Raw genomic sequence first — 13,975 nt, 5'->3', positions numbered from 1 at the left:
TCACCCCACTTGCTAGTCAATCTTAGGCGGTGTAGTAAACGTATGATGTGGCGCAGGGCTTGGCACTGTCCACTCTAAGCCTTCCGCACGTTCCCACGGTTTTGCAGAAGCCTTCTCCCCGCCACGAATACACTTGATCACCAACCATAAGAAGATCAGTTGTGACAACCCAAATGCAAACCCACCAATTGATACTATTTGATTAACATCAGCAAACTGAATGGCGTAATCCGGTATGCGCCTTGGCATGCCTGCTAAGCCTAGGAAGTGCATTGGGAAAAACAGGACATTGACGGAAATAATTGAGCACCAGAAATGCCATAAACTCAGCTTGTGGTCGTACATATTGCCCGTCCACTTAGGTAGCCAGTAGTATGCCGCTGCCATGATCGAGAATACCGCACCAGATACCAACACATAATGAAAATGGGCAACCACGAAGTAAGTGTCATGATATTGGAAATCCGCCGGCACAATCGCCAACATCAGTCCCGAGAAGCCGCCAATAGTAAAAAGCACAATAAAGGCAATGGCAAACAACATTGGCGTTTCAAATGTCAGAGCTCCACGCCACATGGTGGCAACCCAGTTAAAGACTTTAACCCCCGTTGGTACCGCAATCAGCATAGTGCAATACATGAAGAAGAGCTCAGCAAAAACTGGCATCCCCGTGGTAAACATGTGGTGCGCCCACACAAGGAAAGATAACAATGCAATGCTGCACGTCGCGTAAACCATCGAATGATAACCAAACAGCTTCTTACCACTGAAAGCAGGCAGAATGGCGGAAATGATTCCAAACGACGGTAAAATCATGATGTACACTTCTGGGTGACCAAAGAACCAAAAGATGTGTTGGAACATTACCGGGTCACCACCACCAGCTGCGTCAAAGAAGCTAGTCCCGAAATATTTGTCAGTAAGAACCATGGTCACTGCACCCGCTAGTACCGGCATAACCGCGATCAACAAGAAAGCGGTAATTAACCAAGTCCAAACAAACATTGGTAACTTGAACCAAGTCATTCCCGGAGCTCGCATATTTACGATCGTCACGATAACGTTGATCGCGCCCATAATGGAGCTGATACCCATGATATGCACAGAGAATACAAACAGCGCAGTGCTATCTGGTCCATAAGTCGTGGACAGCGGAGCATAAAACGTCCAACCAAAATCAGGACCGCCGCCAGGTAAAAACAACGAGCTCAACAAAATAAGAAATGCAAAAGGTAAGATCCAAAAGCTCAAGTTGTTCATGCGCGGCAGCGCCATATCAGGAGCGCCGATCATCATCGGGATCATCCAGTTAGCAAGACCCGTAAATGCTGGCATCACCGCACCAAATACCATCACTAAACCGTGTACCGTGGTCATTTGATTAAAAAACTGCGGATCGACTAGCTGTAGCCCTGGCTGGAACAGTTCGGCACGAATGATCATTGCCATCGCACCACCTGTTAGAAACATCGCAAAGCTAAACCAAAGGTAGAGGGTGCCTATGTCTTTATGGCTTGTAGAATACAACCAACGAGTGATGCCCTGGGGTGCATGATGCTCGTGACCATCATCGATCGCAATGGTACTGTTCGCACTGGCTTCTGCTGGCGCAGACTTCACTGCCTTATCTATTGGCTTACTCATATTTCCTCCTTAGCACTGCCTTGTGCCTTAAAGGCATTCACATCGGATGCTTGCACTGTATCGCCAGTATCGTTGCCCCATGCATTTCGTTGATATGTGATAACCGCGCCAATTTCTTTGTCACTTAACTGATTAGAAAAAGCCTGCATTGCGGTGCCCGGGCGACCGTTGACAATAATATCTATGTGCTCTGTAACATCTCCGGTTGCAATAGGACTGCCTTTAATCGCGGGAAATGCACCCGGAATCCCCTCACCATTTGCCTGATGACACACAGCGCAACGCGCCGTGTATATCGATTCGCCTTGCGACATCAATTCGTCCATAGATAAGTCTTGAGAGAGCGCTTCTTGTGCCGCCGCTTTTTGAAGCGCGAGTTCTTCCTTCTTACTCGCTAGCCATTCATCGAACTTTTCTTCTTCCATTGCATGCACCACCACTGGCATAAATCCGTGTGCACGACCACATAGCTCCGCACACTGACCGCGATATACGCCTGGCTCATCAATTCTTGTCCATGCTTCATTGATAAAACCTGGAATGGTGTCTTTCTTGACGGCAAAGTCTGGTACCCACCAAGAGTGAATGACATCATCAGAAGTCATCAAAAAACGCACTTTGCGATTCACAGGCAACACCAAAGGGTTGTCTACTTCCAGTAAGTAATGCGCGCCTTTAGCTTCGATTCCATCAATTTGTTTTTGGCTGGTGGCAAGCAAACTGAAGAACTCAACATCTTCACCAAAATAGCTGTAATGCCATTTCCATTGCGAGCCTGTGATCTTGACCGTGATATCCGATTGGCTTGTGTCTTCCATTGCTACTAGAGTTTTTGTTGCGGGAATCGCCATAGCGACAAGAATGATGATGGGTATGACCGTCCAAATAATTTCCACTTTTGTGCTTTCATGGAAATGTGCTGCAACTGCTCCTTTTGACTTGCGATGACGGAAGATGGAATAGAACATCACACCAAAAACAATCAAAGCAATTACACAGCAGATATAGAAAATCAGCATATGTAATTCATACACTTGCCCACTTATCTCTGTGACCCCTTTTGTCATGTTGTAGTCATTTTCCTTTGACCAACCAAAAGAGGAAAATGTGATTAAAATCACATTCAGTGATAAGGCTAGAGTAGTCGTTAATCTTTTCAAAAGATCTCTCCTCTGCTCAGACGCTACGCCTACGCGAGCTTCCTTGCGTCCCGATGCAAATATCGAACAACTTTACGAAAAATCACAAAAACTACGATTTCGACACGGTTTGTTATATTTATGTTAAAAGGCTAGTTATAGTTCCAAGGTTCTTCAAGAAATTAAATATGATTAAATTTTGTTCGGATAAGAAAAATTAATTCGGTTTATCGATTGCCCTCTTTGAAATGTAATTGAGAACCATTTACATTGATTTAAAAGAAAACATTGAGATACTTACCAAACGAAGTGTCCAAGAAAGTAGGCTCCCCCTACTAAGGAATGACTGATATGACAGCACTAATTACGCAATGGCTAGAACGAGACCCTGATCCTAAGACTCGTGAAGAGCTACAACACCTCGTCGATACGAACAATGAACAAGAACTTACTGATCGCTTTGGCTCACGCCTTGCCTTTGGTACTGCAGGCTTACGTGGCAAAGTGGGCGCAGGTCCAAACCGAATGAACCGCTTGGTGATTCAAGAGACCGCCACTGGTTTAGGAAACTATTTGCTTGAGCAAGTCAAAGATGCCGCGAGTCGTGGTGTCGTTATTGGCTACGACGGTCGTCCCGATTCAAAACAATTCGCGCATGATACCGCATCCGTACTGACGGCCCTTGGTATCAAGGTTTACCTAACGTATGACGTTGCAGCAACCCCAATTGTTGCGTTTGGTGTCCGTACATTGAATGCTGCGGCCGCTGTTGTTGTTACTGCCAGCCACAATCCACCAGAATACAATGGCTTCAAAGTATATTGGGAAAATGGCGCACAGATTATTCCTCCACACGACTCTGGAATCGCAGCGAAAATTGATGACGCAACAACGAAGCCATTACCTTTAATGTCTCTCGATGATGCAAAACAGCACGGTTTGTTAGTTTGGTTGGAAGACGACTACTACCAAACTTACCGTAAGACAATGAATGAAAACGCGCTGCTTACTCCTGACAACAATACCGATATATCTATTGCTTACACCGCAATGCATGGCGTTGGCGCGAATATGGCGGAAACGCTACTTGTCGACGCAGGCTTCCAAAAAGTGGCAAGTGTTAAGGAACAGCGCGAACCTGACGGAAGCTTCCCAACCGTCAACTTCCCAAACCCTGAAGAAGCCGGTGCAATGGATATGGTGATGGCATTAGGTAAGTCCGTAGATGCAGATATCGCTTGCGCTAACGATCCAGATGCAGACCGTTTTGCCGTGGCAGTTAGACGCCCAGATGGCGAGTATCAGATGTTAACCGGCGACCAAGTGGGCTCACTATTTGGCGATTACTTGCTGGAACAGCAACCTAACGCTTTGGTTGGCAACACCATCGTATCCTCAAGAATGCTGAGCAGCATCGCTAAGGCGCATGGCGCACAATACTATCAAACATTAACTGGCTTTAAATGGCTTACTAATGTTGCCATGGAACAAGAGACAGAAGTCAACCCATTCTTGTTTGCTTATGAGGAAGCGCTCGGTTATACCGTGGGTAACAAGGTGTGGGATAAAGATGGTTTATCTGCAATCGTCGCGTTTTCACAGCTAACAGGCAAGCTTAAAGCGCAAGGCAAAACACTGTGGGATAAACTGGAAGAGCTGTACCGCGAGCACGGTTTCTACTTCAACGCGCAACGCAGCATCGCTCTCGACCCGAACTCTCCACCAATCGGCGACAAACTCCGAGCAAATCCACCAACAGAGATTGCTGGTAAAAAAGTTGCAGTAACCGAAGATCTTAAAACATCGGTTCGCATGTTTGACGACGGCTCTGAAGAATCCATTGACTTACCAGCAAGTGACGTATTGATTTATCACCTAGAAGATCAATCACGCGTGATTGTTCGTCCTTCTGGTACTGAGCCAAAACTAAAATGTTACTACGAAGTCATCAACCTCTTCCCTGCGGATATGAGCTATGAACAAGCACAGCAAGCAGCAGAAGCGAAGATGAACGAACTTATCGACGCGCACCAGCAAAGTTTGTAAGTCAAAGAGAAACATAGATATTTTATACAACAAGAGGCGCAAATTCGCGCCTCTTTTTTTGATTTTAACTAGAACAAGTCAAGCTAACCCGTGCTTTCCCTAGCCTACAATTTCCTTTTGTAGAAAGTACTTGTGGATGCCCTCTGCAGGATAGCCTGAGTACTGCCCCACTTTCTCAAAACCTAATTTGATATAGAACTCAAGAGCTTGAAAGCTGTAGGTATCCAAATAAACATGGGTAACCCCATGAGGCTTTACTTTTTGTTCTAGCATCGACATTAATTGGCTACCGAGACCAGAGGTTCGACTTTCAGCGTCTACCCACAAAAACTCAACAAACACCGTATTTTTAAACATTTCGCCAGTCAAGCCACCCATGATCTTGCCATTCTCATCTTTTGCGAAACAGCCTACAGCATGCACTTCCCCTTCTGGTAAATGCAGTCGGTTATAAGATCGAATACCTTCACGAACAAAATCAAGGTCTGTTTGATCTGGATTTAAACAAAATTCAAGCTTCATATACCCTCTCCTTAGGAAACACCAATATCCTAAAACAAAAAGCCAGCAATTGCTGGCTTTCTGATGGAATATGATAACTTTACAAGGCGAAACTACTCAGCATCCACAACGCCAGAATAACAAACACTAACCCCACTAGTTTATGTTGATACGTGCGGAATTTTTCGTTCTCGAGCAGCCCTTTGCCCAATGTGCCTGCTAACCCAACAAGTAATAAATTGAATGACAAGCCAAGAACGTTCAACAATAACCCTAGCGCTAGCATCTGCTCACCGGAAGATGCAGTGATATTGCTTGAGACAAACTGAGGCAAAAACATCACAAAAAAGACCAAGGCTTTAGGGTTAAGCAAATTACTCATCAAAGCACGCTGATAATAAGTTGATGCCATTTTGTTTTGACCATCAAGCTCTGGAGCCGAAGATGCCTCAGCTCGTAAGCAGTCCCAACCCATTTTTAACAAGTAAGCGCCACCTAATAGATGAAGGACTTTAAGGGCTATTGGGCTCATGGCAATCAGGGTAGATACGCCCATCGCAGCAAGCAAAGTAAGAATAACACCAGACGTCGCATTGCCTAAGCTAGCAAAAAGACCGACCTTCTTACCGTAACTCATACTTGAGCTAGCTATCAGCAACATATCAGGCCCTGGTAAGAGCAATAAGGCGACAACTGCGGTGAGATAAACAGGAAGTACAGATAAATCAATCATGATGGAACCGCTTTTCTACAACAAGGCGGCGAATGTTATACCAACAAAATGACATCATCCAGCCCAAAATAGCCAAGATAAATCAAAAAATAAAAATCATAGTTTGCCCAGCCGAAAAATAGCAATCAATTCGCCTGTTTATCAAAATCGAATAGCAATTTTGTACAAAAATAAGCACGATGGATCCGTTACACTTCTAAAATGATTTTCTTGAGCAGACCGGATAAAGATGAAAGAAAAGAATAAGGAAATCGCTACCTTCAAGATAGCTCAAGAGCTCGGAGGTTTAGAGCTTCTCGATGCAAAGTATGAGAAGCAGAATTTTTCACGCCATAGCCACGAAGGTTACACTATTGGTGTCATCGAAAAAGGGGCACAACAATTTTTTAGGACGGGCGGGAATCATATCGCGCCACAGGACAGCATCATCCTTGTTAATGCAGATGAAGTACACAACGGGCATTCAGCCTCGGAAGGCGGCTGGGAATACAAAGCAATGTACCCCGTACCTCAGCAGTTTCAAACTTTAGGACAAGAGCTTGGCTCACCAAATGTAGCTCTGCCCTATTTCCCTCAACCTGTGGTTTACGATCCTGAGCTGGCTAGTCAGTTACGACTGGTATTTGAAACACTAGAAAAATCAGACAACCGTTTATTGAGAGAAACTTTGGTTTACGGCACGTTGATCAAGCTAGCCAGTAAACACAGCACTCATCGGGCACCACTGAAAGAGTCAACCAGAGCTCAGCGACAAGTGCAGCTCGTCAGAGAATTTTTGGAAGACTTTCCACAAACGGACGTCTCACTAGAAGAACTCGCGAAACTGTCTGGATTAAGCCCTTTTCATCTGCTGAGAGAGTTTCAAAAGCAATTTGGCTTTCCGCCTCATGCCTATCAAATTCAGCAACGTTTACGTATGGCGAAGAAGCTATTAAAAATGGGACAAAAAATTTCAGACGTGGCACAAGAATGCGGTTTCCATGATCAAAGCCATCTGCATCGACACTTTAAAAAAGCCATGGGCGTCACTCCCGGCCAATACGTCCGTCACAGCTAAAGCAGCAATATTGTACAAGGCGTTATGCGACTACCGAGCTATCTTGGTAATCTGATTTAGGAATAAATAAGAAGAAACTATGGACCACACTTTGCCGTTACAAAAAGAATCAAAAGCCACGCTATTTTGGCAAGGTACACTTGCGATGATGCCTCTGAGTATCGCAGTGCTCCCTTGGGGCTTACTCGCAGGCTCATTCGCAATTGATACTGGGCTTCACCCTTTGGAAGGACAAGCACTATCCGCCATTTTGTTCGCAGGTTCTGCACAGCTCGTCGCGATGGGAATGATTAAAACGGGAGCAGGTCTAGTGACCATGTTACTGACAACGTTTTTTATCACCTCTCGACACTTCCTCTACAGTGTATCGATGCGCAGTAAAATTGCACCGCTCCCTCTAAAATGGCGATTATCACTCGGCTTCTTACTTACTGACGAGCTGTTTGCGATTGTAGGCCACCATTCCGATAAACAATTTAATCGCTGGTATGCACTTGGGGCTGGTCTGAGTTTTTACCTGTTTTGGAATGTCGCGACATTGACGGGCATTATTGCGGGAAGTCTAATCCCTGAACTGAACGAAATGGGTTTGGAATTTGCTGTAGCCGCTACTTTTATCGCGATAGTAGTACCCACCATTAAAAATGCAGCGGTGCTCGCGAGTGTTATTGTGGCTTTGGTGAGCTCAGTTGCCCTAACCTATTATCAAATTGAGGGAAGTTTGATGATTTCGAGCATTTTAGCCATGCTTACTGGTTACTTTGTGGAACAAGTAAAGGAGAAACGCTAATGATCATGTTGGCTATTTTGCTGATGACGGTACTTGTTTTCACCAGCCGCTACTTGTTTTTAGAACCCAAGCTACCATTGCGATTAGGGACGCGCACTCAAAAAGTACTCAATTACGCTAGCCCCGCAGTACTGACTGCGATCTGGGCACCGATCGTTTTCATTCCCGATGGGGAGCTCAGCGTCAATGTGCAAAACCCATTTTTACTGGCTGCCGTACTGGCTGCTTTAATCGCGTATTTTACTAAAAATGTTCTTTTAACGACGGTTATCAGTATGGTGGTATTTCTCGTTCTACGAATTTGGCTTTAATCCGCCAACCACTCAATCTCCAACAAGGTGACATCGCCACACTTTAATCGACCAAGGAAGATGTCACCTTCATGTACCTCACCAACGCCCTTTGGTGTACCAGTCATCACTACATCGCCATCTTGAAGTGTTGTGTAACTGGTTAATTCATCCAGGATAGTTAGCGGCGGATAGAGCATTTGGTTAACGTGACCTTTTTGTACACGAACACAGTTGATTAAGAGCTCAAGGTTAAGATCATTGATATCAATGTTATCCAAAGAGACAAACCGACTAAACACAGCAGAGCCATCAAATGCCTTAGCACGCTCCCACGGCAACCCCTGATTTTTAAGCGAGGATTGCAAACCACGCTTGGTCAGATCCAATCCCAAACCAACCGCTGAATAACGTCCATCCTTGATCAAAAAGCAGATTTCAGCCTCATAATGAAGGGGCTCTTGATGGAATGAACGCAGAGTTGTTGATACGGAAGTTGCGGGTTTATTAAATACCACCATTTGCTCAGGCATTGCATTATTAAGCTCATGAATATGTTCAACGTAATTTCGTCCAACACAAAGCACTTTACCCACTTCTACTTTCTTTTCTTCAACTTGAATAACACTCATCATTCTTCCCTGCAAAACAAAAATCCCATCATAATCTAACCTATTGACTTAACGACACTAAATAGCAACCTCTAGTGTAAAAAATAAGACATTCACCCCGTTTTGAGTTTTGTATCATCTAATTGAAACAGCAAAGTATTTGTAAAACAAATAGACAAAAAAGCCAGCACGAGGCTGGCTTTAGATCAATGAGCTGAATAATAGTTCTCGCTAAATCCTATTATAGGTAGTAACGAGCACCTAACGCCCATTTGTCATCAGTTTCACGACCATTGTCGTCATTTAGGTCAAACTGGTAACCCGCGTAACCAACAAATTTAGGCGTGAAGTTGTATTCTGCTTGTAGTGCCATTTCTTCACGAGCAGTTTCTGTTTTAGAGTTCTTAAACTCTTTACCTTCCACCATCTCATAGTTAACACTCAAGTTTAGGCTGTTCGCCAGAGCGTATGCGATGATCGCCTCGTACGCATCACTTTCTTCTAAACGGTCACCTTTTGCACTGAAGTTCATGTTTTCGTTTGAACCATAAACTGCAGCAAGGAATAGGCCTTGGCCGTACGCACCGTAAGATGCTGATACAACGTGTGATTCCGCCGTGTGCTTACCTGCATATGCAGGGTGCTGGAAATCACCGCCATTGTAAGAGTAACCGATTTTAGCGCCCATGATTGAGTAAGAAAGCGCAGCTTGCACACGGTCATCGTATTTAGCACCGCCAGTTATAACTCCAGCATCGTTGCGCGTGTAATCATCGTTTGCACCCTGCCAACCAAGACCAAAGTTGATCACACCCGCTTCACCCAGCTCGATGGCATTACGGTAAGAAAGCATTTTATCCGCACGGCCAGTGCCAAGGTTTCCATGATCGTCATAGATGAAGTCGTTGGCAAACGCGATTGGCATATCTGCAATACCTGCGACATCGTAGTAAGGTGACCATTGCGTACCACCTACTGCACGACCATAAACCTCATGTGTTATACCTAAGTAACCTAGACGAGTTTTAAACGACTCTTCACCACCGTCTAAGTAGTTTAGCGCCCATTCACCACGTGCGTCTGCGGTGAAGCCATTACCCAAATCCTGTGTCGCAGAGATATTGATACGAGGAGAGTTAGTACCCACATCCGTGTCACCTTGCTCTGATCCATTTAAATTAACAGAAACGTGGCCGCCCATCGAAAATGTTGTGCCATCGTTATTATATAGTTCCACTGCAACTGCTTGAGTACCGAAGGTTGCTGCCGCGATTGCCGCTGCTAATAATTTTTTATTCATTTCTAAATCCATTACTTATTAGTTGGTTAGTCAGTTTTAGACCCGGCTTTGGTTCACTTTCGTAAAAACGAAATGATGAACAAAGAGAGGAATACAAAGGCTATCCGAGGCATCGTTTCCACCAGATTACTTTTACCTTTGTGTAACAACTGCCGACACTTTATTTGATTAGTTCCTGACAACCGAGTGAAAAGATCTCAGACAAAACCTAAAAAGCAATCGTTTACTTAGTCTTTAAGAAATCGAGAAATAAAAACCTTACAATAAGAAATGCTTTAGAGAGAGTTAGCTCACAAATAGCTGATGATTCGCTATTTTTAGGCCAAACTTCCCTGCCAAATTGAAATGTTTACTTACATTTAGGGTCAAGAAGCAATTCAGGAACTTTTTGAAAAAAACACAGTCTTTAACGGAGAGGAAAAAACCTCAAAAAAGATAAACCTTTCTTTTTATAAGTGGTATGAGAAGGGGAACTTATTCTTTCCAGCAATAAAAGTGCAATCAAATCATAACTTAACAGAAATCTATCTTTCATTTTCAGCCTTTACCTTAGCGTCATCAACACATCGGGCAAGAAAGCCCATCGATTACAACTAGGGTAATAAGAAAATGAAAAAGGCAGCACTAACTACTGCAATTCTTACAGCATTGGTATCAGCACCATCATTCGCAGCAACTGTATACAAAAACGACGGTACTGAATTAAAAGTTGGCGGCCGCGTTGAGTTTCGTGGTGACTTCATCGGTTCAGACGGTGCTGAAGTTGAAGGTTCCATGGAAGATAAAAGCCGTGCTCGTCTAAACCTAAAAGGTAAAACAGACATCGGCAACGGCCTTTCTGCTTTCGGTGTTTACGAAGCCGAACAAAAAACGGGCAAGAGTGAATTCAAAAACCGCTACATGTATGCAGGCGTCGACTCTGATATCGGTGCTTTCTCTGTAGGTCGTCAAGACATGGCTGCCGTCATCATCTCTGACATGACGGATATCACTGAATTCTCTGGTGTTCAGCAAGTTATTGATTCGTCTTCTGATAAGCAAGACAGCGTTTTCGCATACCGTGGTGCGTTTGATGCACTACAACTTCAAGCAACCTACCAAGCAAACTCTAGCGATAACGAAGATAAATACGGCATCTCTGGAATGTACTCACTACCAATGGGCCTCGACTTTGGTCTTGCATACTCTGGTGGCGATGTAGATAAAGATAACTCTGAAGATCAAATTCTAGGTGGTATCGCTTACTCGATGGACAACCTTTACCTAGCAGGTACTTATTCTCAAGGTTCCCTGACTGACTCTGAAGACTTTACGGCTTACGAGCTAGTCGCAAGCTACAAAGTAGCAAGCAAAGTGACACTTGCAGCTCTATACACAGCTCAAGAGAATGATCCAGACAACGGTTCAAAGTACGACACCGTTGAAGGTATCGAGCTTGTTGGTTACTACAAACTAAACAGCAACTTCCGTACTTACCTGTCTTACTACATCAACCAACTTGATGAAGCAAAAGATGCAACAACAGGTCTAGTAACAGAAGGCGAAGATACACTGCGCCTAGGCGTACGTTACGATTTCTAATTCACTCTTGTCCTAAGAGCGAGTCCACTTGGCCAGCACCTTTGCTGGCCATTTTTTATGTAACCCAACATAACTCGATAAGTTTTCACACTATCCAAGCATCGCTCAGCAATGAAAAACGACCGTAACGACGCCTACTTCTGCCCTCTTTTAATGCGATTGATCACTAAGTTAGTGCATTTCATCTAATCGACAACATAGAAAAACCAAAAAACCATTTAAAATCAAACACATAAAAGTTGGCACGTGTTCTGCAATGTTATTTATGCAAATGCATGGCAGCGTTTGTGCTTCTCGTTCTTTGTACCTGTTATAACAGGCACGTCCTTTGAATTGGTAATGTCGCCTCCCTCTGGGAGGCATTTTTTTATTGGCGCGAAAAACAATAGGACGTATGATCCCGCCACCTCTATCAAACTGGAATTTTTCAATTGAATCATCATCCTGTTCAAGGTGCGTCCTGGATGCTAACAGCTGGCTTGGCATTCGCCATAGTGAACAGCTTCGCCCAAATTGCTAGCATCAACTTTGGTGTCTCCTCCACCACATTTGCGTTATTCCAATATGCAATCGCCTTATTTGTTATTCTGCCCTACCTACGTACACTTGGGATTAGACGTTCTTTAAGAACCCAACACTTTGGCTGGCATGCATTCCGCATTTTTCTCTCTGTTATCGGGATTCAACTTTGGTTATGGGCTCTCGCTTACCCAGTTCCAATTTGGCAAGGTATTGCACTTCTCATGACCTCCCCGTTATTTGCCACAGTTGGTTCTGGCTTGTTACTCAAAGAAAAAGTAGGTACTGCACGCTGGCTCGCTACATTGACGGGGTTTGTTGGTGCCATGATCATTCTTGAGCCTTGGGCAGACTCATTTACATGGGCGACCCTGCTCCCTGTTGGCGCCGCATTTTTCTGGGCAGCGTATTCATTAATGGTTAAAAAAATGTCGGTAAACGATCCGCCATCAACCATGGTTGTCTATTTATTGCTGCTGATAACACCATTTAATATCTTGTTAGCGATACCGACGTTTACTATGCCAGATACGTGGACGATATGGGGTGTGCTTTTAGCCGCAGGTGCACTTACAGCACTCGCTCAATGGGCTATCGTTAAAGCATATGCAGTAGCAGACGCCTCATTTGTGCAACCATTTGATCACGCCAAACTGCCTTTGAATGTTGTTGCTGGTTGGTTGGTGTTTGGTTGGGTGCCACCTGGTCGTTTATGGTTAGGTGCTGCGATTATTATTGCATCTATTGCGTTTATTACGCATTGGGAAGCAAAAAAGACAAAGTTAGTTGAAAGAAAAATCTAATTTAAAAGTTCTATATTTTCAGGAAAGGAAATGAGGAACCCATATGAGTCAACCAATCAAAATTACACTGTATCGCTGGGCTGGTAGTTGGGGCCCATTCAAAGTCAATATTCCTTGTGGTGAATGTACATTAACCAAAGATATTTTAAAGGATACTTTTGAAAACGAATTAGCCGATGTGCCCGTTGAACTTGAAGTAAAAGATTGGTTATCGCACTGGTGGGAACCATTAAAAGCTGGTGCTTGGCATGCACCCATTCTTCTTGTCGAAGGGAAAGTTATCAGCCAAGGAGAAGCATTGAATCGGGGTGTACTTGTACAGTCTGTTATTGCTGAGTGGGTAAAACGCGATGAGCTAAAAGGCAACATTGTTTATGGTAAAGCAACTTGCCCTTACTGTGTCAAAGCCAAACAATTACTTGACGAGGCTGGCGTTCAGTATGAGTACCATGATGTAGTTAAAGACAGCGCCGCCTTATACCGTATGATTCCTGAAGTAAAAGCCATCATTGGCGAAAAAACACCGGTAACAGTGCCGCAAATCTGGTTAGATGGAAAATATATTGGAGGCGCTGACGATTTAGAAAAGTGGTTATCAGCAAAGGGGCTAGATAAAGTGCCTAACAATGTTGTGGAGATACCAAGCCAATCCGCGTAATTCTAGATTTAAATGTCATCAGTCTTTGAGTAGCGTTTTGCCAATGTTGTGCAATATGTTGGCTACTTACTAACAACAAAACAGAGAAAAGCAAAAAGCCCTGATTTTTCAATCAGGGCTTTTTAAATTATTTCGCCAGTTTTTTAATAACACGAGCAAAAACAGAAGCTTTTTTCTTCTTCGCTTTACCGTAAAGCGCTTTGTGCATCGCGTCTTTTGCAATCATCTGGCCAATATAAGCACCACCAAGTTCGTTACCCATGACCTTCTCCTGAATGTATTGACTTAACTATGTTGTAATTT

At 44.0% G+C, this 13,975-nt stretch carries 14 protein-coding genes; 7 read left to right on the top strand and 7 right to left on the bottom strand.

Annotation, left to right across the window (positions count from 1 at the left end):
- Window positions 1–12: 12 nt before the first annotated feature.
- Entirely contained in the window at window positions 13–1,644 is a 1,632-nt protein-coding gene (ctaD, locus tag R8N49_RS00885) for a cytochrome c oxidase subunit I (protein ID WP_005375510.1), read from the bottom strand.
- Window positions 1,641–2,804 carry a cytochrome c oxidase subunit II gene (coxB, locus tag R8N49_RS00880; RefSeq protein WP_005385208.1) on the bottom strand — a complete coding sequence of 388 codons (1,164 nt, stop codon included), beginning with the start codon at window positions 2,802–2,804 and terminating at the stop codon, window positions 1,641–1,643. The genes ctaD and coxB overlap by 4 nt, the downstream gene beginning before the upstream one ends.
- A gap of 330 nt (window positions 2,805–3,134) precedes the next feature.
- Here coxB and R8N49_RS00875 point away from each other — a divergent pair, with 330 nt between their 5' ends.
- On the top strand, window positions 3,135–4,829 hold the full coding sequence (locus R8N49_RS00875; RefSeq protein ID WP_186585187.1) for a phospho-sugar mutase: 1,695 nt from the start codon (window positions 3,135–3,137) through the stop codon (window positions 4,827–4,829).
- A gap of 99 nt (window positions 4,830–4,928) precedes the next feature.
- Here R8N49_RS00875 and R8N49_RS00870 read toward each other — a convergent pair whose 3' ends face one another.
- Window positions 4,929–5,351, bottom strand: coding sequence for a GNAT family N-acetyltransferase (locus R8N49_RS00870; RefSeq protein WP_053307844.1), 423 nt, complete (start codon window positions 5,349–5,351; stop codon window positions 4,929–4,931).
- Window positions 5,352–5,430: 79 nt separating this feature from the next.
- Window positions 5,431–6,063: a LysE family translocator gene (locus R8N49_RS00865; protein WP_318189850.1), complete on the bottom strand. Its 633-nt coding sequence runs from the start codon at window positions 6,061–6,063 to the stop codon at window positions 5,431–5,433.
- 229 nt (window positions 6,064–6,292) lie between these two features.
- On the opposite strand from R8N49_RS00865, the gene R8N49_RS00860 reads away from it, so the two are divergent.
- The 3 genes from R8N49_RS00860 to R8N49_RS00850 all read left to right on the top strand — a co-directional run bounded on the left by R8N49_RS00860 (window position 6,293) and on the right by R8N49_RS00850 (window position 8,221).
- The gene (locus tag R8N49_RS00860; RefSeq protein ID WP_005385198.1) at window positions 6,293–7,120 is read left to right on the top strand and encodes an AraC family transcriptional regulator; all 828 of its coding nucleotides are present in this window, start codon (window positions 6,293–6,295) and stop codon (window positions 7,118–7,120) included.
- Window positions 7,121–7,199: 79 nt separating this feature from the next.
- Entirely contained in the window at window positions 7,200–7,910 is a 711-nt protein-coding gene (locus R8N49_RS00855; protein WP_005375526.1) for an AzlC family ABC transporter permease, read from the top strand.
- On the top strand, window positions 7,910–8,221 hold the full coding sequence (locus R8N49_RS00850) for an AzlD domain-containing protein (RefSeq protein WP_005385193.1): 312 nt from the start codon (window positions 7,910–7,912) through the stop codon (window positions 8,219–8,221). The genes R8N49_RS00855 and R8N49_RS00850 overlap by 1 nt, the downstream gene beginning before the upstream one ends.
- Here the strand turns inward: R8N49_RS00850 and R8N49_RS00845 are convergent.
- Together R8N49_RS00845 and R8N49_RS00840 are read right to left on the bottom strand one after the other, a co-directional pair.
- Entirely contained in the window at window positions 8,218–8,832 is a 615-nt protein-coding gene (locus R8N49_RS00845; RefSeq protein ID WP_017635857.1) for a fumarylacetoacetate hydrolase family protein, read from the bottom strand. The two genes, R8N49_RS00850 and R8N49_RS00845, sit on opposite strands and share 4 nt — an antisense overlap.
- Before the next feature lie 220 nt (window positions 8,833–9,052).
- Window positions 9,053–10,111: a porin gene (locus R8N49_RS00840; RefSeq protein ID WP_017821605.1), complete on the bottom strand. Its 1,059-nt coding sequence runs from the start codon at window positions 10,109–10,111 to the stop codon at window positions 9,053–9,055.
- Window positions 10,112–10,720: 609 nt separating this feature from the next.
- Here R8N49_RS00840 and R8N49_RS00835 point away from each other — a divergent pair.
- From R8N49_RS00835 to R8N49_RS00825, 3 genes are all read left to right on the top strand, one after another.
- Window positions 10,721–11,692, top strand: coding sequence for a porin (locus R8N49_RS00835; RefSeq protein ID WP_005375535.1), 972 nt, complete (start codon window positions 10,721–10,723; stop codon window positions 11,690–11,692).
- A 464-nt stretch (window positions 11,693–12,156) separates the two neighbouring features.
- Window positions 12,157–13,014 carry a DMT family transporter gene (locus R8N49_RS00830; RefSeq protein ID WP_005375542.1) on the top strand — a complete coding sequence of 286 codons (858 nt, stop codon included), beginning with the start codon at window positions 12,157–12,159 and terminating at the stop codon, window positions 13,012–13,014.
- Between the two features lie 43 nt (window positions 13,015–13,057).
- Window positions 13,058–13,672 carry a glutaredoxin domain-containing protein gene (locus tag R8N49_RS00825; protein WP_005385185.1) on the top strand — a complete coding sequence of 205 codons (615 nt, stop codon included), beginning with the start codon at window positions 13,058–13,060 and terminating at the stop codon, window positions 13,670–13,672.
- 127 nt (window positions 13,673–13,799) lie between these two features.
- Here the strand turns inward: R8N49_RS00825 and R8N49_RS00820 are convergent, their stop codons facing one another.
- Window positions 13,800–13,934, bottom strand: coding sequence for a hypothetical protein (locus R8N49_RS00820; RefSeq protein ID WP_017635854.1), 135 nt, complete (start codon window positions 13,932–13,934; stop codon window positions 13,800–13,802).
- Window positions 13,935–13,975 lie beyond the last annotated feature (41 nt).

It is taken from the genome of Vibrio sp. 1978 (assembly GCF_033344345.1).
This window is presented reverse-complemented; position numbering and strand designations above follow the sequence as displayed.